The organism is Streptomyces sp. NPDC127106, from assembly GCF_042677605.1.
GTDB lineage: Bacteria > Actinomycetota > Actinomycetes > Streptomycetales > Streptomycetaceae > Streptomyces.
The window spans coordinates 120,176-141,056 of sequence record NZ_JBHXTC010000012.1; the positions used below are offsets into that span (position 1 = coordinate 120,176).

General features: G+C 71.5%; 14 protein-coding genes and 3 pseudogenes. 15 read left to right on the plus strand and 2 right to left on the minus strand.

Going from position 1 to position 20,881, the window contains the following annotated elements:
• Window positions 1–626 precede the first annotated feature (626 nt).
• From ACFVGY_RS14090 to ACFVGY_RS14120, 7 genes and pseudogenes are all read left to right on the plus strand, one after another.
• Entirely contained in the window at window positions 627–1,967 is a 1,341-nt protein-coding gene (locus ACFVGY_RS14090; protein WP_385675930.1) for a hypothetical protein, read from the plus strand.
• A 14-nt stretch (window positions 1,968–1,981) separates the two neighbouring features.
• Window positions 1,982–3,313, plus strand: coding sequence for a hypothetical protein (locus ACFVGY_RS14095; RefSeq protein ID WP_385675932.1), 1,332 nt, complete (start codon window positions 1,982–1,984; stop codon window positions 3,311–3,313).
• Window positions 3,314–3,326: 13 nt separating this feature from the next.
• The gene (locus ACFVGY_RS14100; protein ID WP_385675935.1) at window positions 3,327–4,025 is read left to right on the plus strand and encodes a hypothetical protein; all 699 of its coding nucleotides are present in this window, start codon (window positions 3,327–3,329) and stop codon (window positions 4,023–4,025) included.
• Window positions 4,026–4,300: 275 nt separating this feature from the next.
• The gene (locus tag ACFVGY_RS14105) at window positions 4,301–5,962 is read left to right on the plus strand and encodes a flavin monoamine oxidase family protein (protein WP_385675937.1); all 1,662 of its coding nucleotides are present in this window, start codon (window positions 4,301–4,303) and stop codon (window positions 5,960–5,962) included.
• 198 nt (window positions 5,963–6,160) lie between these two features.
• Entirely contained in the window at window positions 6,161–7,396 is a 1,236-nt protein-coding gene (locus ACFVGY_RS14110; protein ID WP_385675940.1) for a serine hydrolase domain-containing protein, read from the plus strand.
• Between the two features lie 103 nt (window positions 7,397–7,499).
• A pseudogene (locus tag ACFVGY_RS14115) lies at window positions 7,500–7,634 on the plus strand (SigE family RNA polymerase sigma factor); the annotation flags it as partial.
• An 84-nt stretch (window positions 7,635–7,718) separates the two neighbouring features.
• Window positions 7,719–8,993 carry a hypothetical protein gene (locus tag ACFVGY_RS14120; protein WP_385675942.1) on the plus strand — a complete coding sequence of 425 codons (1,275 nt, stop codon included), beginning with the start codon at window positions 7,719–7,721 and terminating at the stop codon, window positions 8,991–8,993.
• A 93-nt stretch (window positions 8,994–9,086) separates the two neighbouring features.
• On the opposite strand, the gene ACFVGY_RS14125 is transcribed toward ACFVGY_RS14120, so the two are convergent.
• Window positions 9,087–10,826, minus strand: a complete 1,740-nt coding sequence (locus ACFVGY_RS14125; RefSeq protein WP_385675945.1) for a bifunctional 3'-5' exonuclease/DNA polymerase — start codon at window positions 10,824–10,826, stop codon at window positions 9,087–9,089.
• A gap of 328 nt (window positions 10,827–11,154) precedes the next feature.
• On the opposite strand from ACFVGY_RS14125, the gene ACFVGY_RS14130 reads away from it, so the two are divergent.
• On the plus strand, window positions 11,155–12,321 hold the full coding sequence (locus ACFVGY_RS14130) for a DUF2786 domain-containing protein (protein WP_385675948.1): 1,167 nt from the start codon (window positions 11,155–11,157) through the stop codon (window positions 12,319–12,321).
• A 147-nt stretch (window positions 12,322–12,468) separates the two neighbouring features.
• A complete protein-coding gene (locus ACFVGY_RS14135) occupies window positions 12,469–12,684 on the plus strand; it encodes a DUF397 domain-containing protein (RefSeq protein ID WP_360631634.1) in 216 nt (71 codons plus the stop codon).
• Between the two features lie 199 nt (window positions 12,685–12,883).
• Here ACFVGY_RS14135 and ACFVGY_RS14140 read toward each other — a convergent pair whose 3' ends face one another.
• Window positions 12,884–13,402: an ATP-binding protein gene (locus ACFVGY_RS14140; RefSeq protein ID WP_385675951.1), complete on the minus strand. Its 519-nt coding sequence runs from the start codon at window positions 13,400–13,402 to the stop codon at window positions 12,884–12,886.
• 388 nt (window positions 13,403–13,790) lie between these two features.
• On the opposite strand from ACFVGY_RS14140, the gene ACFVGY_RS14145 reads away from it, so the two are divergent.
• The 6 genes and pseudogenes from ACFVGY_RS14145 to ACFVGY_RS14170 form a co-directional block, all read left to right on the plus strand.
• A complete protein-coding gene (locus ACFVGY_RS14145; protein WP_385675973.1) occupies window positions 13,791–14,624 on the plus strand; it encodes a helix-turn-helix domain-containing protein in 834 nt (277 codons plus the stop codon).
• Window positions 14,625–14,711: 87 nt separating this feature from the next.
• Complete coding sequence (locus ACFVGY_RS14150) at window positions 14,712–16,169, plus strand: aldehyde dehydrogenase family protein (RefSeq protein WP_385675954.1); 1,458 nt, start codon at window positions 14,712–14,714, stop codon at window positions 16,167–16,169.
• A gap of 77 nt (window positions 16,170–16,246) precedes the next feature.
• Window positions 16,247–18,316 (plus strand): annotated as a pseudogene (gene mrdA / locus ACFVGY_RS14155) (penicillin-binding protein 2); the annotation flags it as partial.
• A gap of 129 nt (window positions 18,317–18,445) precedes the next feature.
• Window positions 18,446–19,000, plus strand: coding sequence for a DinB family protein (locus tag ACFVGY_RS14160; RefSeq protein WP_385675957.1), 555 nt, complete (start codon window positions 18,446–18,448; stop codon window positions 18,998–19,000).
• Between the two features lie 86 nt (window positions 19,001–19,086).
• A complete protein-coding gene (locus ACFVGY_RS14165) occupies window positions 19,087–19,845 on the plus strand; it encodes a MerR family transcriptional regulator (protein ID WP_385675960.1) in 759 nt (252 codons plus the stop codon).
• Window positions 19,846–20,006: 161 nt separating this feature from the next.
• Window positions 20,007–20,660, plus strand: a pseudogene (locus tag ACFVGY_RS14170) (VTT domain-containing protein); the annotation flags it as partial.
• Window positions 20,661–20,881 lie beyond the last annotated feature (221 nt).

Sequence of the window (20,881 nt, forward strand, 5' to 3'; positions counted from 1 at the left end):
GGTGGGCGGGTGGGCGCGAATTTCTATAACCCCCCCCGCTTGTGCGGGTCGGGTCGGGGTCCCCACCCCGCGGGGGGGCCCGGGGGGCGCCCCCGACGGCGGTGGCGCCCCCGCCCCTTTTCTGTTGTCCGGGACGATCGGGGCGCGGTGCGTTGGTCGTCGCGGCCCGTCCTGCGTGCCCGTTGCGTGCCCGGTCTGTCATGCGGGGCCGTGCGTTCTTGGCGTCCCTGCCCCGGGCGCCGCCCGGTCGCGCCGCGGTCGAGGCGCCGTCCGTGAACGCTGCGACGAGCGGTGTCGACCCGGCGGTCAGCCCGTAGGCGCACCGCCGTGCCTGTACCCCGCCGCGTGAGGTCGTCGCTGGTCGTCTCCCATGGCCCCGGTCGGGCTTCTTATGAGAATGTTTCGGCTCTCATGCCCCATGAGGGCGCCGGCATCGGTAACTGTCTTGTGGCGCACGGTGGTTGCGGTGACAGTGGGATTCTCCGGAGCGGCGCTCCCACCATTGGAGGATCGATGAGCCTTGCACGCTGTCTGCCCACGCGGAGATCGGCCCCGCGGGCGTGCGTGCCGGTCTGCCGGGTTCCGGACGACCGGTTCCGCGGAGCGCGAGGGTGAGTGTCGGGGGAGTGGGGATTCCGCGGCTGCAGGACCTCGCCTACGTGGAGGTCGCTCTCCTGCAGGTAGCGCAGGGGGCGACGTTCGAACAAGTGCGCCGCGCCCTCGTCGATCGAGCTGCCGGCGTGGCGCGGGAGGGGGACACCGACGGCTCGTACTCCGCCCGCAAGTGGGAGATGACCCGGTCGGACACCAAGAAGTACGTCCACAACACCGTCGACGTCCTCAAGGAGCTCATGCGGCTCGGATGGGTCGAGAGGCACATCCTTCCCTCCGGCCCCAATTCCGCCTACGTGCACGCCGATTCGGTGTTCTCGCTCACGCCGGCGGGTGGGAGGTGGGCGGCGCTGGTCGCCGACGACCGTCGTGCCGCGTACAACGCGCTCACCGGTGTGCTGCTCTCCACGCATCCGCAGTTCGAGGGCTTCCTGCGGCTGCTGGGGGCTCGGCCGGAGAGCGGGGTCGCGCACCTGACGATTCCGCTCCTGAGGTTCAGTGCCTCGGAGTACCGGTCGAACGCGACGTATCTCGACGACTTCGTACGGTTCGCGTCCGAGGCGGTTGCTCAGGGCACGCTCGGCTGGGTGGCCTCGCCCCAGGCCATCAGCGAGGGCGTCCGCGGCTACGTCCGGCGCATCGAGGAACGTGCACGTGCGCGGGAGAAGGAGCTCAGCCGGAAGCAGTTCGCCGCCACCTGTGAGGAGGCCATGGCCCGGCTGGTGTTCACCGCGGCCGGCTGCCCGCTGGACTACATCAGCCTCGAGCTGCTGCGCCGGTGGACGCGGTTCCTCGGGCTGGCCAATTTCAGCTACTACGCTCCCGGCCCGTCGGCGATGCGGCTCTGGTCCACCGCCCTGGTCACCGGGACCGGTGCTTCGGTCGAGATCAGACGACGGGTCGGCAGGGAGGTGCGCCGGGCAGCTCTGGACACCCTCTGGGCGGTCTGGCGTGAGCAGCGTTCCGACGCGGCCGGCGGCATGTACCTGCCGGTCTGGCAGCTGCGCGCGGCCGTCTGCTGGAAGCAGCGGATCAGTGACGACGAGTTCGACCTGGCGCTCCGCGAAGCCCTCGCGGGCGAGCACCCCGGACTCGGTCTGCGCATCCACCTTGACCAGGCGTGGGGGGGGGGGGGGGCCCCCGCGCGCGCGCGCCCGCCCCGCCGCCCCCCCCCCCCGCGCAGGCCGACCCCCCCCCCCCCCCCCCGCGGGGCGGGGGGCGCCCCCCCCCCCCCCCACCAAACCGCTGATCATTCCCAGCGCGAGCGGTCTGCGCCGCGTGTTCAACGTGATCAGCGTCGCCCCGGAAACCCCACCCCACCCCCACCCCCACCCCCACCCTCCGACCACCGTTGAGGAGAACTGACCCGATGACCGGCTCCTCCCGCACTGCGGGCCCCGTCTGGCTGAAGAAGCAGTGGGGGCTGCGCTACAACCCCTTCCCGACCACGGGCATCGCCCGCCTGGGCGGCGCCGACCTGCGCGAGAACGGACTGCTCTACGAGCCCGACGTCAACGGGGACAAGCTCGAAGAGGCGGTCGAGAAGTTCGTGCTCGGGGCGGCCTTCTCCGGTCTCCGGTTCGGCTACCTCTGGTCGACCGGAACCGGGCCGGGGGACTCCGATGCCCGCGGCTTCGGAAAGTCCGTGCTCATGCAGCACCTGACGGGCAGTCTCAACGAGGACTTCGGCCGCGCCGCGTACCTGAGCTGCGGGCTCGATGAGGAGGACGCCGTCGAGGAGCCGATCTGCGGGCTGCTGACGAGCTTCGACACCGCTCAGATCAGGTCCCTGAACGCCGCCCTCTTCACCGCCGTCGAGTACGCGACGGACTTCCGCGCCGACGACACGGGCCTCACGCTCGTCCAGCGCCTGCGCGAGGCGCTGGTCGCACGGACCGCGACCGACGATCCGCAGAGCCTCGCCAAGATCGTGGTCGAGCACCACCGGGATCTGCGGGGCCGCACCCTGGGGCCGCCCGACGACAAGCTCGTCCTGGCCCTGTGCGACGCCGACCCGACCGTGGCGCAGGACTGCCTGGACAAGGTCAAGCCCGCTTCACGGACCCGGAACGGCGCCGTGTACCTCGCCACGTTCCTCCTCTTCGCGGCCGCCGCGGGGATGAAGCACGTCCTGCTCTGCTGCGACCAGCTGGAGGACCTGGCGAGCACCACCACGGCGAAGGCCAAGCGGGATCTCGAAACCGAACGGTTCCGCGACATCATCCTCGAAACGCTGCCGATGGCCGACATGCTCAGCATCGTCGTCACCATGCACCCGCGTGCGGCGCTCACCATCGGTACGGCTTGGGAACTGGCGGACCTGCCGACGTTCGAGATCTCGGAGGCGAACAAGCACCGGATCGTGGTGCTGCCGGCGCTGCGCGACCTCGACTCGGCCGTCAAGCTCCTCTCGAAGTACCTCGCCTCCGCCCGCAAGAGGGAGGACCGGCCGCGCAGCGACGTGTACCCGTTCACGATGGAAGCGGTGTCGGCCCTGTTCAGCCGGTCGAACCGCAAGCCGCGTGACGTGCTGCGCAAGGCGCACGGTCTCATCGAGGCCGCCTCCGGGGACAACCTGGTGACCATCGACGAGCAGGACGTCACGCGCTACCTGGACGCGGTGGGGCCGGACACGGACGAGGACATCGGCCCGGTCGTGACGGGACCGGTGTCCATGACCCTCGACTGGAGCGCGGGATGATCCGGTTATCGCCGTGCTGCGGAGGGCCGACGTGACGGTGGACGCCTGCCCGCTGTGCGGGGCCCGCCTCTCGCCCTGCGAGAGCAACCGCTGCGGGTGCCGGGGCCCGCGCTGGCCGAGCCGCCCGGAGATCATGTACGCGATCGCCTGCTCGGTCCGCTCGCCCCTCCACGTCCGAGACTTCGCCCGCCTCGCCCAGCGCGACTACGGCTGCGGGATCGCCGTTCCCAGCGCCAACGCGGTGCTCTCACCCGACCCGCGCTTCTGCTGGGCCGGACAGGGTACGTACGGCCTGTACCGGCACGGCCCCTTGCCCGGCCCGCGGAACCTGGAGGGAGTGAGCCGGATGGTTCTGGTCGCGGCGGGGGAGCCCATGACGGTGGACGCGCTGGACTACAGCCTGAAGCAGCTCGGATACCGCTACAACGTGGCCTCTCTGAAGAATGCGATCAGGAGCTCCCGGCGGATCGGGTGCGGGCCGGACGGACGATGGGCGCACGTGCCGGGAGGGGCCGCCGGGGCCGAGCAGCGGCGCGATGTCCCCGTGGTTCCCGCCGGCCGCCCCGAGGCGTGGACCGGACTGCGTGACGCCCTGGCCGAGGACGTGCGGCGTTTCATGGTCCAGCGGGAGGCGAAGCTGCGCAGCCTCGGCGTTCCCCACCGATTCGGTCTCGACTGGGGGGAACAGCCGGGAACGATGCTGCTGACGTGAACGACGTCCGTGCGGTGGGGCCTTTGGGTCGGGTGGGGTGCGGGTGAGGGAAAGGGCTGGTCAGAGGGCTGGCGAGGGGTGCTGGGCCGGGTGGGTGAAGTGTTGCGCGGGGCGTTGAGTCGGCTGCTGCGGATGCTGAAGCATCGGCGCTGACGGGCTGTGGAATATGCCGGCTGCAAGGCCTGGGGGCCGCGTTGCGCTGTGGCGTGAGTGGTCGGTGCGTCGTCCGTCGTCCGTCGTCGTCTTGCACGTCATGAGGAGAGGGACCCACCGAGATGACCCCTGCCCACGATCCGGCTGCGCTGGCGGAAGCGCCGAAGGCCGCGCAGGCGCTGTACCAGGCCATGATCGGCGCCGCGGGGCCGGCCGCAACCGGGTGGACCGGCCCGCGGAGCCTTCCCACACCCGTCAGGTGGGGCGAGAAGGTGCTGATCCTCGGCGCCGGAGTCGCCGGGCTCACCGCGGCGTACGAGCTGAGCATGCTCGGCTTCGACTGCACCGTCCTGGAGGCCCAGCAGCGCGTCGGCGGCCGGAACCGCACGGCGCGCCGGGGCGACAAGCTCTACGAGATCGATGAGCACACCGGGCGGGCGGTGCACACCCACACCTGTCGGTTCGACGACGGGATGTACCTGAACCTGGGACCGGGGCGCATTCCGTACCACCACCGCCGGGTGCTCAAGTACTGCCGGGACTTCAAGGTGGCGCTGGAGCCGTACGTCATGGAGACCACGGCCAACCTGGTCCGACCGCCGAACGCGGCGAAGGCGCTGCCCAACCGCCGCGTGGCCAACGACACCCGCGGCCACATCGCGGCGAAGCTCGCCGAAACCCTGGTCACGCACGACACGTTCACCGGGGAAGCGCGGGACCTGCTGCGCATCTTCGGCGCGCTCGACATCGACGGCAAGTACTCGCAGGCCAGGCGTTCCGGGTACCTCTACGACCCGGTGATCGAGGAGCCGTTCCCCGTCCCCGCGCAGCCGCTGACCTGGGAGGAGCTGGTGGAGTCGGGCTTCTGGCGGACCAGCTTCTACCAGCCGCTCGACTACCTGTGGCAGGCGACGATGTTCCAGCCGGTCGGCGGCATGGACAAGATCGTCGACGCGCTGGCGCAGCAGGCCAGGCTCGCCGGCGCGGAGATCGTGCTCGGGGCCGAGGTCACGGCGATCGACATCGGTCGGGACGGGCCGGGCGCCGTGGTGTCGTACGTGCACGACGGCCGGGAGATCGAGGCCGGCGCCCGCTACTGCGTCAGCAACATCCCCGTTCCGGTCCTCAAGGGCGTCGGGCGGACCGGCTTCTCCGAGGCGTTCGAGAGCGCGATCGACGTCGTGGAGTTCGAGAAGACCTGCAAGGTGGGCTGGCAGGCCAACCGGCGTTTCTGGGAGGGCGACTTCGACGGTGCGGGCACCGTCGGGGGCATCTACGGCGGGATCAGCTGGACCTCCCACAACATCACGCAGATCTGGTACCCGTCCAACGACTACTTCTCCGACAAGGGAACCCTCACCGGCGCCTACAACTTCAAGGCCAACGCCGAACACCTCGGCAGCCTGCCGACCCAGGAACGCCTGGACCTGGCCCGCCAGGGCGCGATCGAACTGCACCCCGAGTTCGAGGAGGACGAGCTCGTCCCCCAGGACAAGGGCGTCACCATCGCCTGGCACAAGGTGCCCCACCAGCTCGGCGGCTGGGCGTACTGGAAGCCGGGCGAGGACGGCCACCACGAGGCGTACCGGCAACTGCTCCAGCCGGAGGGCGGTGACGTCTTCTACGTCACCGGCGACCAGATCTCCCCGCTGCCCGGCTGGCAGGAGGGCGCCATGATGTCGGCCGAGTACGTCGCCTGGCAGATCCTCGGCATCATCCCGCGCACGGTGCCCGAGGTGGTCACCGTTCCGGACTCGGACGCCCTGACGCAGGGCATGAGCTGACCCGCTCCCCTTCCGGAAGGGCCCCGGGACGCCGTCCGCCAGGACGCCGCCCCCGGGGCCCTTTCCCGTGGTGAGCCGTGCATTCACCGGGGGCACGGCAGGGCCGTCCGGGTAGCGGTCGCCGCCGTCCGGGGTGCGGGCTAGCTTGGAATGGCTGGACCTGGACTGGACCTGGACGTCGCGTGGCAGGAGGCCGGCATGACGACACGGTTGCGCAGGGCGGCGGTGGCGGGGGCGGCCGCGGTGGGGCTGCTGGCGGCGCCCCTGGGAACGGGGACCGGCCACGCACAGGACACGGACCCGCGGACGGCACCCACCGGGGCGGTCTCGACACCGGCACGGCAAGGGGAGTTCCCGCAGCTCACCCCGGCCGTGGCCCGGCAACTGGACCGGGCCGTGCGGAAGGTGTTGGCCGAGGCCAAGGTGCCCGGCGTCATGGTGGCCCTGTCCGCGCCCGGGAAGGGCGAGTACATCCGCACCTTCGGCGTCGCCGACACGTCGACCGGCCAGCCCATGACCACCAACCTGTACATGCGGATCGGCAGCGAGACCAAGACCTTCACCGTCACCGCCCTGCTGGAGCTGGTCGACCAGGGCAAGGTCGGCCTCGACGACCCGATCGGGCAGTACGTCGACGGGGTGCCGAACGGCGACGAGATCACCCTGCGCGAGCTGGCCGGGATGCGCAGCGGTCTGTACAACTACTCCGAGGACCCGGACTTCTTCAAGGCGCTGACGAGCAACCCGCGCAAGCCGTTCACCCCGCAGGAGCTGCTCGCGTACTCCTTCAAGCACCCGGTGATGTTCGCGCCGAACGCCAAGTTCTACTACAGCAACACCAACCTGATCCTGCTGGGCCTGGTCATCGAGAAGGTCAGCGGGATGAAGCTCGACGACTACATCGACAAGTACGTGACCACTCCGGCCGGGCTGCCGCACACCGTCTTCCCCGTCGGCGCCGAGTTCCCGACGCCGCACGCGCAGGGGTACACCGAGCAGACCGCCGACGGGCAGATACAGAACGCCACGAACTGGAACCCGTCCTGGGCCTGGGCGGCCGGCGCGATGGTCTCCGACCTCGCCGACCTGCGCAAGTGGGCCCGCATCCTGGCCACCGGCACGCTACTGGAGCCCGGGACGCAGGCCGAGCGGCTCAAGGTCGTCGACGCGCTGCCCGGCACCGGCTACGGGCTGGGCATCTTCAACGTGCAGGGCTGGATCGGCCACAACGGCTCGCTGCCCGGCTACGAATCGCTGACCGTCTTCCTGCCGGAGGCCCAGGCCACCTTGGTCGTGCTGCTCAACACCGACGTCACGGCCGAGGGCGAGGAGCCCAGCACCCTCTTCGGCAGGGCCATCACCGAGATCGTGACCCCCGAGCACGTCTTCGACCTGCCGGCGCAGGGAGGCGCAGGGACGCCCCCGCCGAGGTGAAACCTTCTGCAGCCCCCTCGCGTCAGGGGAGTGAGACGGACACGAGGGGGAGCGGATGCGGCAGGGGCGCAGGGACGGGTTCCGCGCGTTCGCGGCAGGCCGGGAGGATCGCAGCGTCGAGGAGACCGCCGACGCCGTGAACTCCGGCTCCGCGGCCGTACGCACCCGCACCACGCGGGCCCTGGCCCGGCTGCGGGAGCAACTCGGCGGCTCGCTGGCAGAGTTCGCGGGGCGGTGAGCTGCGCCGCCCGGCGCCTGTCGCTCCCTCTGCCCCTTCTCGTATTCGCTTGCCCTCACTACGCGGTGGAAGGTCTGGTGCCGTATGCCTTTCGAAGATGAGCCCGGCGACGCCCTGCGGCCCGCCGGGGACGGGTTCACCGCCGACCCGCAAGCCCTTGCGGCGCCCGGCGAGCAGCGCGGGCGGCGCCCGGTGGTCCGGCGGCGCGCGGCCGTGGTCGGCGGGTCGGTGCTGGCCCTGGCCGTGATCGGGGCGGGCGGGGCCTACGCCGGCGGCCTGTTCGGCAGCAGCGGCACGGAAGGCGGGCCGGTGCACGCCGCCGCGGAGCCCGCGCCGCCGACCGGGCCGGACGGCGGAAGCGGAAGCGGAACGGGATCCGGACCACCGCGTCGGACCGGCACCGGGGCCGTCTCCGCAGACCAGCTGGTCGGCGCACTCAGGCAGCTGCTCCTCGGCGGAACCCTGACCGACACCGAGGCGCGCGGTACCGGCGACCCGGAGGGCCCGATGGTGTCCGGGGTGTACGACGACGGCAAGGGCGGAGCGGCCGTCGCCGTGAGCCTCTCGCGGGTCCACCCCACGGGGGCGAAGGCCGCCGCGGCCGTCACCTGCCCGGAGAAGTTCCGCGCGGCCTACGACGCGTGCGAGTCCACCACTCGCCCGGACGGCTCCCGGCTCATGATCTACCAGGGGTACGAGTACCCCGACCGGCGCGAGCCGACCAAGCGGTGGCAGGCCGTGCTGGTCACCGCCCAGGGCTTCCGGGTGGACGTACAGGAGTGGAACGCTCCGGCCGAGAAGGGCGCGCCCGTATCGCGGCCCCAGCCGCCCCTGGACAGGGCCCGGTTGGCGGCGGTGGCGACCTCGCCGCTGTGGCATGCGGCCCTGAACGGCCTGCCGGCCGCGGCGCCGGACGCGCAGCAGCCCCTCGTCCCGGCCGGCGGGCCGGACGCCGCGGCGGTACTCCCGGCGCTGCTGCCCACGGACGGCGCCACCGTCATCGGGAAGGGGGGCACCGCCGACCACGCCTACGTCGTGCTCGACGACGGCCGGGGCGGCTCGCTCGTCCAGGTCAACGTGCAGAAGCAGATGGGCGAGCTCCTGGCGGGGTACTTCACCAACCCGCGGACCACCGTGCTGGCGGACGGCACCAAGGTCCTCGCGGAGAAGAAGAACGGGGAGAAGGGGGGCGCGGGCGTCGTCATGTGGACGGTGGACACGCTGCGCCCGGACGGCCGGCGGGTGGTGATCTCCGCGTTCAACACCGCAGACCAGAACAAGGCGGCGAGCCGGGCCGAGCCGCTCCTGACGATCGAGCAGCTCCGACAGGTCGCGCTCGACCCCCAGTGGACCGGCTGAGGCGGAGCTCCCCCACGAGCCCGAAGCGGAGGCCGAAGCGGAGGCTGAAGCGGTGGCCGAAGACGAGCCGGCCGCCCGGGCTGCCGGCCGGGCTCATTTGGCGTCGGCATAGCACTCCACGATCGCCGTCGTGAACGGGAACCGGACCGGAGTGTCGCCGAACGCGATCCGCCCGGCCCGGTCCCCGGCGGCGCGGATCGCCTCTGCGACGGCCTCCGCCTCCTCGGCCGGGCAGTGCACTATCACCTCGTCGTGCTGGAAGAACACCAGTTCGGCCCGCATCCCGGCGGCGGCGATGGCCTGCCGCAGCGCCGCCAGGAGCAGCAGCGCCCAGTCGGCGGCGCTGCCCTGGACGACGAAGTTCCGGGTGAAGCGGCCGCGGGCCCGGGAGTCGGTGGAGGCGTACCCCGGGATCCAGGCGTCTTCCCGGCGGCTCTGCGGGAGGCCCGCCTCCCCGGGCTCGTCGGCGTAGCCCGCCTCGCCGTCGTCGGCGTCCCCGGCGTCCCCGCGGCGCGCCGGGGGCGGGCAGGTGCGGCCCAGCCAGGTCCGGACGAGGCGGCCCTCCTCGCCCGCCTTCGCCGCGTCGTCCACGTACGCCACGGCCTGCGGGAAGCGGCGGCGCAGCGCGGCCAGGTTCTTCAGGCCGTCGCCGGAGGTCTGGCCGTACACGGCGCCGAGGACGGCCAGCTTGGCCTGGTCGCGGTCGCCGGAGAAACCCTGCCGGGAAATGGCCGTGTACAGGTCCTCCCGGCGGCCCGCCACCTCCATGAACGCCGGGTCACGGGAGATCGCGGCCAGGACGCGCGGCTCCATCTGGTCGGCGTCGGCGACGACCAGCCGCCAGCCCGGGTCGGCGACGACGGCCCGGCGGATCACCTTGGGGATCTGCAGGGCGCCGCCGCCGTTGGTGACCCAGCGGCCGGTCAGGGTGCCGGCGGGGACGAACTCGGGGCGGAAGCGGCCGTCGCGGACCCAGTCCTGGAGCCAGCCCCAGCCGTTCGCGGTGTAGATCCGGTACAGCTTCTTGTACGCGAGGAGGGGGGCCACCGCGGGATGGTCGAGGCCCTCGATCTCCCAGCGGCGGGTGGACGTGAGCCGGATCCCCGCCGCGGCGAAGGCCTTCACCACGTCGGCGGGCAGCTCCGGCCGCACCCGGCGGCCGAACGCGGCGGAGACCTCGTCGGCCAGCTCGGCGAGGCGGCGGGGCTCGCCGCCGCCCGCGTAGCGCTCGCCGAGGAGCTCGGTGAGCACGGCGCGGTGGATGTCGGCCCGCCAGGGCATCCCGGCGCGGTGCATCTCGGCGGCGATCAGGAACGCCGCCGACTCCGCGGCCGTCAGCAGCCGCATGCGGTCGGGATGAGCGGTGGCCGCGTGCCGCCGCTCCTGGTCCTCGTAGACGGCGATCAGCGCGTCGAGGGGCAGCGGAGCGGGGCGCGGCTCGAACAGGGAGTCCTGCGCGCCGGGCGCGGCGGCCCGCGCCGGGGGGTCGGGCGGCACCGGGGCACCCGTGAGCCGGGCCCAGGCGGCGGCCGCAGAACGGGGCTCGCCGGAGCGGCCCTCGTGGCCGAGGAGCAGCAGCTCGGCGTCCTCGACGTCGTAGCAGCGGTCGACGCGGATGCCGGCGGCGAGCAGGTGGGGGTAGACGGCGGAGGTGGACCGCCAGATCCAGCGGGTGGCCGCGGGGGCGGCCCGGACGGCCTCGGCGGGGTCGGCGACGGTGATCCTCCCGGACCCGGCCGCGGGGGTGGGGGTGGCCGCGAAGGTGAGGGGTGCGGCGTGCCACCGGCCCTCGGCGTCTTCGGCCAGGGCCCACCGTGGGGGGCGGTCGCTCATGCGTCCGAGTCTCCCACCGGGGTCTGACAGCGCCGAGCCGCCGCTCCGGGCTTCGCCGCGGCACCCCCGGCGTCGGCCCGGACTCCGCCCGGACTCCGCCCGGGAACCCCGTGCGGGCCTCGGATGCCGGCCGGGGCCGGGCTTTTCGGGGGGCTGCCCCGGACCCGGCGCCTCAAGCGCCGGCGGGGCTGGATGTGGCCGGCCCGGCGCTTCGGATGCCGGCCGGGCTGGGTTTGGCTCGGGCACCGGACGGGCTGGGCGGGTCGGGGTCCGGCTTCGGGGATGGGTGGGGCGCCTTGGGTGTGCGGGGGCGTGGGAGGCTGAGGGGGTGAGGGACGTTGTTGATCGGGCCTGTGAGGCCGCGCTCTACGGGCAGGACGATGCCGGGCTGGATACCGGGGCCTCGCTGCTCGCCGCCGATGCCGGCCGCTGGGCCGAGGCCGGGCGGGAGCTGCTGGCGCGCGGGGAGGCGTACGTACGGCAGGCCTGGGAGCGCGGCTGGCAGCCGGCGGACGTGCTGCGGCTGGTGCGCCGGGACCTCGACGAGCGGCATCTGCGGATCACCGGCGACCTGATCGCCGGGGAGGCGCGGCGCTACGCCCGGCTGCCCGAGCGGTGGACCGACGCCGAGGCGTGGTGGATGGACGACACGCGGTACGCGGAGCGGCTCGCCCAGCGGGAGAAGGCGGACCGGTTCACCCTGGCCACGGTGTTCCTCGAGGTGTTCCGGCTGCTGATCCGGCTGCCGTCCATCGAGCCGGTGGGCCCGCTTCCCGGCGACGCGGCCGCCGACGCCCTGGAGCACGCGCACATCGAGCCGCGCATGCTCGGCCGCATCCGCGCCCTGCTCGCCAAGGCCGAGGCGACCACGTACCCGGAGGAGGCGGAGGCTCTCAGCGCCAAGGCCCAGGAGCTGATGGCGCGGCACACCGTCGACGAGGCGCTGCTCGCGGCGGGGGGCCAGGGGCCCGCCCAGGTGCCGGCGGCCTGCCGGATCGGGGTGGAGCCTCCGTACGAGGAGGCCAAGGCGGTGCTGCTGGACGCGGTGGCCACCGCCAACCGGTGCCGGGCGGTGTGGAACAGCGCCCTGGAGTTCTCCACGGTGGTCGGTTTCGAGAGCGACCTGGAGGCGGTGGAGCTGCTCTACACCTCGCTGCTCGTGCAGGGCACGGCCGCCATGACCCGGGCCGAGGCCGAGCAGCGGGCCGGCGGGCGCAAGCGGACCAAGACCTTCCGGCAGTCGTTCCTGCTCGCCTACGCCAGCCGCCTCGGCCGCCGCCTCGCCGAGACCGCCGAGCACGCCGCGACCGAGGCCCCGGACAACCTGCCCGCCCTGGTGGCCCGCGACGTCGCCGTCACCACCCGGGCGGACGAGATGTTCCCCCGCACGACGACCACCAGGCTGCGCGGGGCCACGGACCTCGCGGGCTGGAACGACGGCACGGCCGCCGCCGACCGCGCGCACATGCGGCGGGACCGGCCGCTTCCGCGTTAGCCGCGGTCCGCCCCAGAACGTGATCAAGGGAGCACCCTCCGCGTGCACGTGCATCTGCCCATGCAGCTACCCATGAACACAGCTATGATCCCGTGGAGTTGACATCTGCACTATCGGGGGCTTCCTGTGGACCACGCGTACAACGGGATGGCAGCTGCAGAACTCGACGGCGTGACCTGGCAGAAGAGCAGACACAGCAACTCGCAAGGGTCCTGTGTGGAGTTCGCCAAGCTGCCGGGTGGTGCTGTCGCCGTGCGCAACTCCCGCTTCCCTGACGGACCGGCACTCGTCTACACGCCGGCCGAGATCGAGGCGCTGCTGTTGGGCGTCAAGGACGGCGAGTTCGACCACTTGATCAGCTGAGCGTTGGACTCGGGTGCGGACCCGCACCACTCAGGAACCGTGCCACCGATCAAGCCATGCACGTGCACCGGCCGGAACCGATCGCCATGATCAGTTCCGGCCGGATGTCGCGTTCCCGCTTCCTGCCGCCGCCCGCCGCCCGCCGCCCGCCGGCGCCTGGTGGTGCGCCTGAAGTGCCTGATGCGCCTGGTGCGGGCCGCTACTCGGGGAGCATGAACAGCGCCCATACGACCTTGCCGGTCAGCCGCCCCGCGAGCGGGTGCCAACCCCAGCTGTCGCTGTAGGCGTCCACCAGGAACAGCCCGCGCCCGGACTCCAGGTCGCAGTTCTCCCGAGTGCGCTCCGGTTCGAACGATCCGCCCGGCCGGTCCTCGCTGGGGTCGCGCACCGCGCACACCAGCCGCGAGCTCCACCGCATCAGGTGCAGCCGCACGGCCGCCTCGGGCTCGCCGCCGCCGGCCGCCGCCGGCCGCGGATCCCCAGGTAGGGCGTGGCGCAGCGCGTTGGTGACCAGTTCGGAGACGACCAGGGCCACGTCGTCGAAGCGGTCGTCGAGGCCCCACTGGGACAGGGTCGACCGGGTGAACGAACGGGCTCCGCGGACCGCTTCGAAGCGGGCGGGCAAGGAGCAGGAGGCGGACCCGGACACAGCCGTGGGGTCGACCGGGGGCAGCCCCTGCCGTAACGGCTCGAGCATGGTCGATCCATTCGTCCCCATGCGAGGCACTCCCGGGATTCGCGGACGTGGCGGCGGCTTGCGTCCAGAAAGAACTGCGGGGTGGGTCCGGCGCCGGCGCGAAGAGCACGCAGGTGCGCGGCACCATCGTTCCGAATGCAGAAGCTGGATGCAAGGGCAGATGCACGTGCACGCGCCGGACCTGTCCCCTCCCGTGATGGTTCTTGCTCATTTCTTCCTACGCACACTTAAGGACTTCTTTTACGGCGGCACGGATTCCGTTACAGAACGAGTACGGGCCGATGCGTTTTGGTGGCAGACTGCGTGGCCTGGGGTTCGGGGGCCCAGCGACGCAGCACACGCGCAGACCACGCGTATCCATGGCGATGGGGAGGGCAGGACAGTGACCGCAGAAGCAGGCGGTTCCGTGGTGCGCCGCATCCTCCTGGGCTCACAGCTCAGGCGACTCCGAGAATCCCGGGGCATCACCCGTGAGGCGGCCGGCTACTCGATCCGCGCATCCGAATCGAAGATCAGCCGCTTGGAGTTGGGAAGGGTGAGTTTCAAGGCACGAGACGTCGAAGACCTCCTCACGCTCTACGGGGTCACGGACGGCGCGGAGCGCGAGTCGCTCCTCGGCCTGGTCCGGGAGGCCAACGCGGCGGGCTGGTGGCACAGTTACGGCGACGTGCTGCCCGGCTGGTTCCAGACCTACATCGGCCTGGAGGGCGCGGCGTCACTCATCAGGATCTACGAAGTCCAGTTCGTCCACGGCCTGTTGCAGACCGAGGCGTACGCCCAGGCCGTCGTCAGCCGCGGCATGCCCGGCGCCTCCCAGGCCGAGATCGACCGCCGCGTCGCGCTGCGCCTGGAGCGCCAGAAGGTGCTCGTATCGGAGAGCGCCCCGGTCTTCCACGCCGTCCTCGACGAGGCCGCCCTGCGCCGCCCCTACGGGGGCCGCGAGGTCATGCGCGGCCAGCTGGAGCACCTCATCGAGGTCTCCCAGCGGCCCAACGTGCAGCTCCAGGTGATGCCGTTCTCCTTCGGCGGCCACTCCGGCGAGAGCGGTGCCTTCACCCTGCTGCGCTTCCCCGAGTCCGACCTCCAGGACATCGTCTACCTGGAGCAGCTCACCAGCGCGCTCTACCTCGACAAGGAGGAGGAGGTGGGGCAGTACGAGCGGGCCATGACCCGGCTCCAGGCGGACTGCCCCGACCCCGACCAGACCCGCGATCTCTTGCGCGGCCTACTCCAACTGTCTTGATTCGCACGTAGTATGACGTCTGATCAGTGCATGACCGATCGATCTGACGGTGCAGCGCACGGGTGCGCGCTCGCAGTAAGGGATGGCATGTCCATATTCGACGACCTGGCTCACCAGTACATCGACGGCACATGGCAGGCCGGCACCGGTTCGTGGGACATCATCGACGTCAACCCCTACAACGGGGAGAAGCTCGCGGCCATCACCGTGGCCACCGTCGAGCAGGTGGACCAGGCCTACCGCGCCGCCGAGCGCGCGCAGAGAGACTGGGCCGCCACCAGCCCCTACGCCAGACGGGCCGTCCTCGAACGGCTCCTGCGGATCACCGAGGAGCGGGAGAAGGAGCTCGTCGAGGCGATGATCGACGAGCTCGGCGGCACCCGCTCCAAGGCCGAGTACGAGATCCACCTCGCCAAGGAGTTCGTCCGCGAGGCGATGCAGCTGGCCGTCCGCCCCGAGGGCCGGATCCTGATCTCGCCCGTCGAGGGCAAGGAGAGCCGCGTCCAACGGCTCCCCGTCGGGGTCGTCACCGTGATCAGCCCCTTCAACTTCCCCTTCCTGGTCACCCTGAAGTCGGTCGCCCCGGCCCTCGCCCTGGGCAACGCCGTCGTGGTCAAGCCGAACCAGAACGCCCCCGTGATCGGCGGCGGGGTCATCGCCAAGCTCTTCGAGGACGCGGGCCTGCCGCCCGGGCTGCTCAGCGTGCTGGTCACCGACATCGCCGAGATCGGCGACGCCCTCCTGACCCACCCGGTCCCCAAGGTGATCTCCTTCGCCGGCTCGGACCGCGTCGGCCGGCACGTCGGCGCGGTCGCCGCCCGCCACTTCAAGCGGACCGTCCTGGAGCTGAGCGGCAACAGCGCCCTGGTCGTCCTCGACGACGCGGACATCGACTACGCCGTCGACGCGGCCGTCTTCAGCCGCTTCGTCTACCAGGGCCAGGTCTGCATGGCCGCCAACCGGATCCTGGTCGACGCCTCCGTCGCCGAGGAGTTCACCGAGAAGTTCACCGCCCGGGTGCGGTCCCTGAAGACCGGCGACCCCCGCGAGGCCGACACCCACATCGGCCCCCTGATCAACTCCTTCCAGGCCGAGGCGCTCACCGCCCTCGTGGACCGCGCCGTCGAATCCGGCGCCACGGCCCTCGTACGCGGCGCTACGCGCGGCAACCTGGTCGAACCCACCGTGCTGACCGGGATCCCCGAGGACTCCCCGCTGCTGGGCCAGGAGATCTTCGGCCCCGTCGCCCTGCTGATGGTCTTCGACGGCGAGGACGAGGCCGTGGCCCTGGCCAACGCGACCCCGTACGGGCTGAGCGGCGCCGTCCACACCCGGGACGTCGAGCGCGGCGTCCGCTTCGCCCAGCGCATCGAGACCGGAATGATCCACGTCAACGACTCCACCATCGGCGACGAACCGCTGGCCGCGTTCGGCGGGGAGAAGGCCTCCGGGCTCGGCCGGCTCAACGGCGAGGCAACGGTCGAGGCCTTCACCACCCAGAAGTGGATCTCGGTCCAGCACGGCAGGAGCACCTTCCCGCTCTGAGGGCGGCCCGCTCTAGACTCGGCTGGACCGGCACTCGGCCGGGTCGGCGGCGGGCAGCGCTTCGGGGGAGTTTCGAGTTGAGCAACATTCCGGAGACGGGGCGGACACCCCGGGTCCAGAACCGCCTGGTGGTCATCCAGGTGGTCGTCTTCTCGCTGCTGCTCACCCTCGGCGGCCGCCTGTGGTACCTCCAGATCCGCAACGGCCAGGAGTACACGGACGAGGCGAAGAACAACCACGTCCAACAGGTCGTCCAGCCCGCGGTGCGCGGCTCCATCCTCGACGCCCGCGGGGTCCCCCTCGCCGACAACGAGACCCGCATGGTGGTCTCCGCCAGCCGCACCGAGCTGAGCAAGATGAAGGACAGGGGCAAGGACGTCCTCACCCGTCTCGCGGGCGTCCTGGGCCTGCCGCCGGAGGCCGTCGTCAACAGCGTCCGGCTCTGCGACGCCAAGACCCCCAAGCCCTGCTGGAACGGTTCGCCGTACCAGCCGATCCCCATCACCGCCGAGGCCACCACCGACCAGGTCCTGGAGATAAGGGAGCACGCGGAGCGGTTCCCGGGCATCACCGCCGAGCCGACCGCCCTGCGCCGCTACCCCGCACCCGACCAGGCCAACACCGCCCAGGTGCTGGGCTACCTCTCGCCCGTCACCGACGCGGAGATCGCCAAGGCGAAGAAGACCGACTCCCCGTACCTGCGCTCCGACCAGGTGGGCCGCTCCGGCCTGGAGCGCACGTACGACAAGGAGCTCCGCGGCAAGGCGGGCGTCACCCGCTACGAGGTCGACAACCTCGGCCGCGTCATCGGGCTGGCCCAGGCCGACAAGCCCACGCCCGGCGCGAACGTCGTCACCTCGATCGACTCGCGCGTGCAGGCCGTCGCCGAGCGCGAGCTGGCCTACGCGATGGCCGAGGCCCGCAAGGGCTACGACAAGAACACGCACCGCAACTACGAGGCCGACTCGGGCGCCGTGGTCGTGATGGAGTCCAAGACCGGCCGGATCGTCGCGATGGCCTCCAGCCCGACGTACGACCCGGGCTTGTGGGTCGGCGGCATCTCCGCCAAGGACTACGCCTCCCTCACCGCCAAGGACTCCAACTACCCGCTGCTCAACCGGGCGATCCAGGGCCAGGCCGCCCCCGGCTCGATCTTCAAGGTGGTCACCTCGACCGCCGCGGTCAACGCGGGCTACCCCTTCGACGGCCGTTACCCCTGCCCCAGCTCCTACTCCGTCGGCGGCCAGACCTTCACCAACTTCGAGTCCCAGGGCTACGGCGACATCAACCTCGGTCGCGCCCTGGAGGTCTCCTGCGACACGGTCTACTACGCCCTCGCCGACAGGGAGTGGAAGAAGGACGGCGGGATCAACCCGAAGAAGGACCCCAAGGACTGGTTCCTGAAGACGGCCCACGAGTTCGGCCTCGGCAAGCCGACCGGCATCGACCTGCCCAACGAGGTCGCCGGCCGGGTCCCCGACCGCCAGTGGAAGAAGGACTTCTTCGAGGCCAACAAGGCCGCCTGGTGCCGGGACGGCAAGAAGGACGGCAGCTTCGCCGAGAAGATCGCCTACGAGAACTGCCGCCAGGGCAACCAGCTGCGCGAGGGCGACGCCATCAACTACTCCATCGGCCAGGGCGACACCCTCGTCACCCCGGTCCAGATGGCCTCGATCTACGCGGCCATCGCCAACGGCGGCACCCTGCACCAGCCCACCATCGGCAAGGCGATCGTCAGCGCCGACGGCACCTCGGTCAAGGAGATCGCCCCGAAGCAGCAGGCCCGCCTGCCCATGGACGCCGAACTGCGCGACGACATCGACCGGGCCCTCGCCTCGGTGGTCACCTCCGGCAGCGCGGCCTGGCGGTTCGGCGGCTGGCCGCAGAAGCAGATCCCGATGCACGCCAAGACCGGCACCGCCGAGGTCCAGGGCAAGCAGACCACCTCCTGGTTCGCCTCGTACACCGAGGACTACGCGATCGTGATGACGATCTCCCAGGGCGGCACCGGCTCCGGTGCCTCCGGTCCGGCCGTCCGCAAGATCTACGAAGCGATGTACGGGCTCGACGAGAAGGGCGGCCAGGACCTGTCCAAGGCCCTCCTGCCCAAGCCGATGACCGAGCTCCCGGCGATCCGTCCGGACGGCGACGCGTCCTGATCCCGTCCCGCCAAGTCCCTGGTTTAGGACAGGAGCTGACCTCAATCCTCCGTAGCGTGCTTCTTGTCAGCAGCACGCACGACACCCGGAAAACATCCGGAAAAACGGAGGTCCCCCATGCCCACGTTCGTTCCCGCAGAAGCCCACGGCGACGAGCTCGGCGCGCTCCTGTCCTACCTCGACGCCCAGCGCGGCGCGCTGCGCCGGGCGGTGTTCGGTCTGACCGAGGAGCAGGCGGCGAGCTGCCCGAGCGCGAGCGGCCTGTCCCTGGCGGGGCTGCTCAAGCACGCCGCCGAGGTGGAGCTGACCTGGCTGCGCTGGGCGCAGCAGCAGCCCAACGAGCGCCAGCGCGACGCGGAGACCTGGGGCGACAGCTTCCGGCTCGTCGGCGACGAGACCATGCCGGAGATCCTCACCTTCTGGGACGGCGTCTCGGCCGAGCTGGAGAAGTTCCTGCGCGAGGTGCCCGCCCTGGACCACACCTTCCCGCTGCCCGACATGCCGTGGCTCCCCGACGACACCAGCGTGTCGATGCGGTGGCTCCTGCTCCACCTGGTCGAGGAGCACGCCCGGCACGCGGGCCACGCCGACATCATCCGGGAGTCCCTGGACGGGAAGACCGCCTTCGAGCTGGTGACCCTGGTGCAGGGCGGGACCTGGCCGCCGGCGTAGCCTCCGCCACGGCCCGGGACCGAGGGCTTGCACCTCACGCGGCGTGAGGAGGGAGAGTCGGGGGCGTACGAGAGAAGGGCGGAAGCATGAGCTACTCCGTGGGCCAGGTCGCCGGATTCGCCGGAGTCACGGTGCGCACGCTGCACCACTACGACGAGATCGGCCTGCTCTCCCCGAGCAGTCGCAGCCACGCGGGCCACCGGCGGTACGACGACGCCGACCTGGACCGGCTGCAGCAGATCCTGTTCTACCGGGAGCTCGGCTTCCCCCTCGACGAGGTCGCGGCCCTGTTGGACGACCCGGACGCGGACCCGAGGGAGCAGCTGCGCCGGCAGCACGCCCTCCTGTCCGACCGGATCGCCCGGCTCCAGCAGATGGCCAAGGCCGTGGAGCACGCCATGGAGGCGAAGAAGATGGGCATCAACCTCACGCCCGAGGAGAAGTTCGAGGTCTTCGGGGACCACGACCCCGACCAGTACGCCGAGGAGGCCGAGCAGCGCTGGGGCCATACCGACGCGTACCAGGAGTCCGCGCGCCGGACCGCCTCCTACACCAAGGAGGACTGGCAGCGGATCCTGGCCGAGGGGGAGGACCTGAACCGGCGTCTGGCCGCGCTGCTGGACACCGGGGCGGCCGCCGACTCCGGGGACGCGATGGAGCTGGCCGAGGAGCACCGCGCCTGGATCGAGCGGAACCACTACACCTGCCCGTACGAGATGCACACCTGCCTCGGTGAGATGTACGTCTCCGACGAGCGGTTCACGGCCTACTACGACGCCGTGCGGCCGGGGCTGGCGGTGTTCCTGCGGGACGCCATCCTCGCCAACGCGGTCCGCAAGGCGTAGCCGTGGCCTAGCCACGGATCGACGGGGGCCTCAGACGTACGGCCACCTCCGGGTACCTGGAACCCGGAGGTGGCCGTATCCGTTGAAAATTGAGACACTCCCCCCAGTCCGCCGCACCCGCGTCCGCGCGGACGCACCCGATCCTGGAGATACCCGCACCCGTGTACACGCTTGCGCTCGCCCCTGAGTGGATGTCCCCGGACTACCTGATCTCGCACTTCGGGCTGATCGGCATCCTGGTCATCGTCTTCGCCGAATCGGGCCTGTTCGCCTTCCTGCCCGGCGACTCCCTGCTCTTCACGGCGGGCCTGCTCGTCGCCAACGGCGAGTACATCAAGCAGCCGCTGTGGCTGGTGTGCACCCTGATCACGATCGCCGCGATCCTCGGCGACCAGGTCGGCTACATGATCGGCAAGTTCTTCGGCCCGAAGCTCTTCAACCGGCCGAACTCCAAGCTGTTCAAGCGGGAGAACCTGGACAAGGCGCACGAGTTCATGGACAAGCACGGCCCGAAGGCCATCGTGCTCGCCCGCTTCGTGCCGATCATCCGCACCTTCGCGCCGATGGTCGCGGGCGCCGGCTCGATGCAGTACCGCACCTTCCTGACGTACAACGTCATCGGCGGCATCGCGTGGGGCACCGGCATCACGGTCGCGGGCTTCTGGCTCGGCCAGATCGACTTCATCAAGACCAACGTCGAGGCGATCCTCGTCGGGATCGTGCTGGTCTCGGTGATCCCGGTGGTCTTCGAGGTGCTCAAGGCCCGCAAGGAGGCCAAGGAGGCCAAGGCGGCCGGCGGTCCGGCGCCGGAGGCGCCCGCGGCCGGCGAGCGCCGCCGCCACGCCAAGCGGTAGCAGCCCTTCCGCGGCCCGTGGACGACTCTCCTGCGCCCCGGTGGACCCTGGCGGGCCAGCGGGGGGCAGTCGTGTTCCCGAGGGCCGGAGAGGGGGGCATTCGGGTGCGGGTGTGGGGGTGGGTTTGAGTATGCGCGGGTGCGGGTAGGCCCGGGGCGGGGGGGGGGGGGCCGCGCGGGGGG

What these genes read in the sequence shown, in the direction of transcription:
- ACFVGY_RS14095 (WP_385675932.1), top strand. Translation starts at nt 1,982, where the DNA reads ATGACCGGCTCCTCCCGCACTGCGGGCCCCGTCTGGCTGAAGAAGCAG.
- ACFVGY_RS14105 (WP_385675937.1), top strand. Translation starts at nt 4,301, where the DNA reads ATGACCCCTGCCCACGATCCGGCTGCGCTGGCGGAAGCGCCGAAGGCC.
- ACFVGY_RS14110 (WP_385675940.1), top strand. Translation starts at nt 6,161, where the DNA reads ATGACGACACGGTTGCGCAGGGCGGCGGTGGCGGGGGCGGCCGCGGTG.
- ACFVGY_RS14120 (WP_385675942.1), top strand. Translation starts at nt 7,719, where the DNA reads ATGCCTTTCGAAGATGAGCCCGGCGACGCCCTGCGGCCCGCCGGGGAC.
- ACFVGY_RS14125 (WP_385675945.1), bottom strand. Translation starts at nt 10,826, where the DNA reads ATGAGCGACCGCCCCCCACGGTGGGCCCTGGCCGAAGACGCCGAGGGC.
- ACFVGY_RS14135 (WP_360631634.1), top strand. Translation starts at nt 12,469, where the DNA reads ATGGCAGCTGCAGAACTCGACGGCGTGACCTGGCAGAAGAGCAGACAC.
- ACFVGY_RS14140 (WP_385675951.1), bottom strand. Translation starts at nt 13,402, where the DNA reads ATGGGGACGAATGGATCGACCATGCTCGAGCCGTTACGGCAGGGGCTG.
- ACFVGY_RS14150 (WP_385675954.1), top strand. Translation starts at nt 14,712, where the DNA reads ATGTCCATATTCGACGACCTGGCTCACCAGTACATCGACGGCACATGG.
- ACFVGY_RS14160 (WP_385675957.1), top strand. Translation starts at nt 18,446, where the DNA reads ATGCCCACGTTCGTTCCCGCAGAAGCCCACGGCGACGAGCTCGGCGCG.
- ACFVGY_RS14165 (WP_385675960.1), top strand. Translation starts at nt 19,087, where the DNA reads ATGAGCTACTCCGTGGGCCAGGTCGCCGGATTCGCCGGAGTCACGGTG.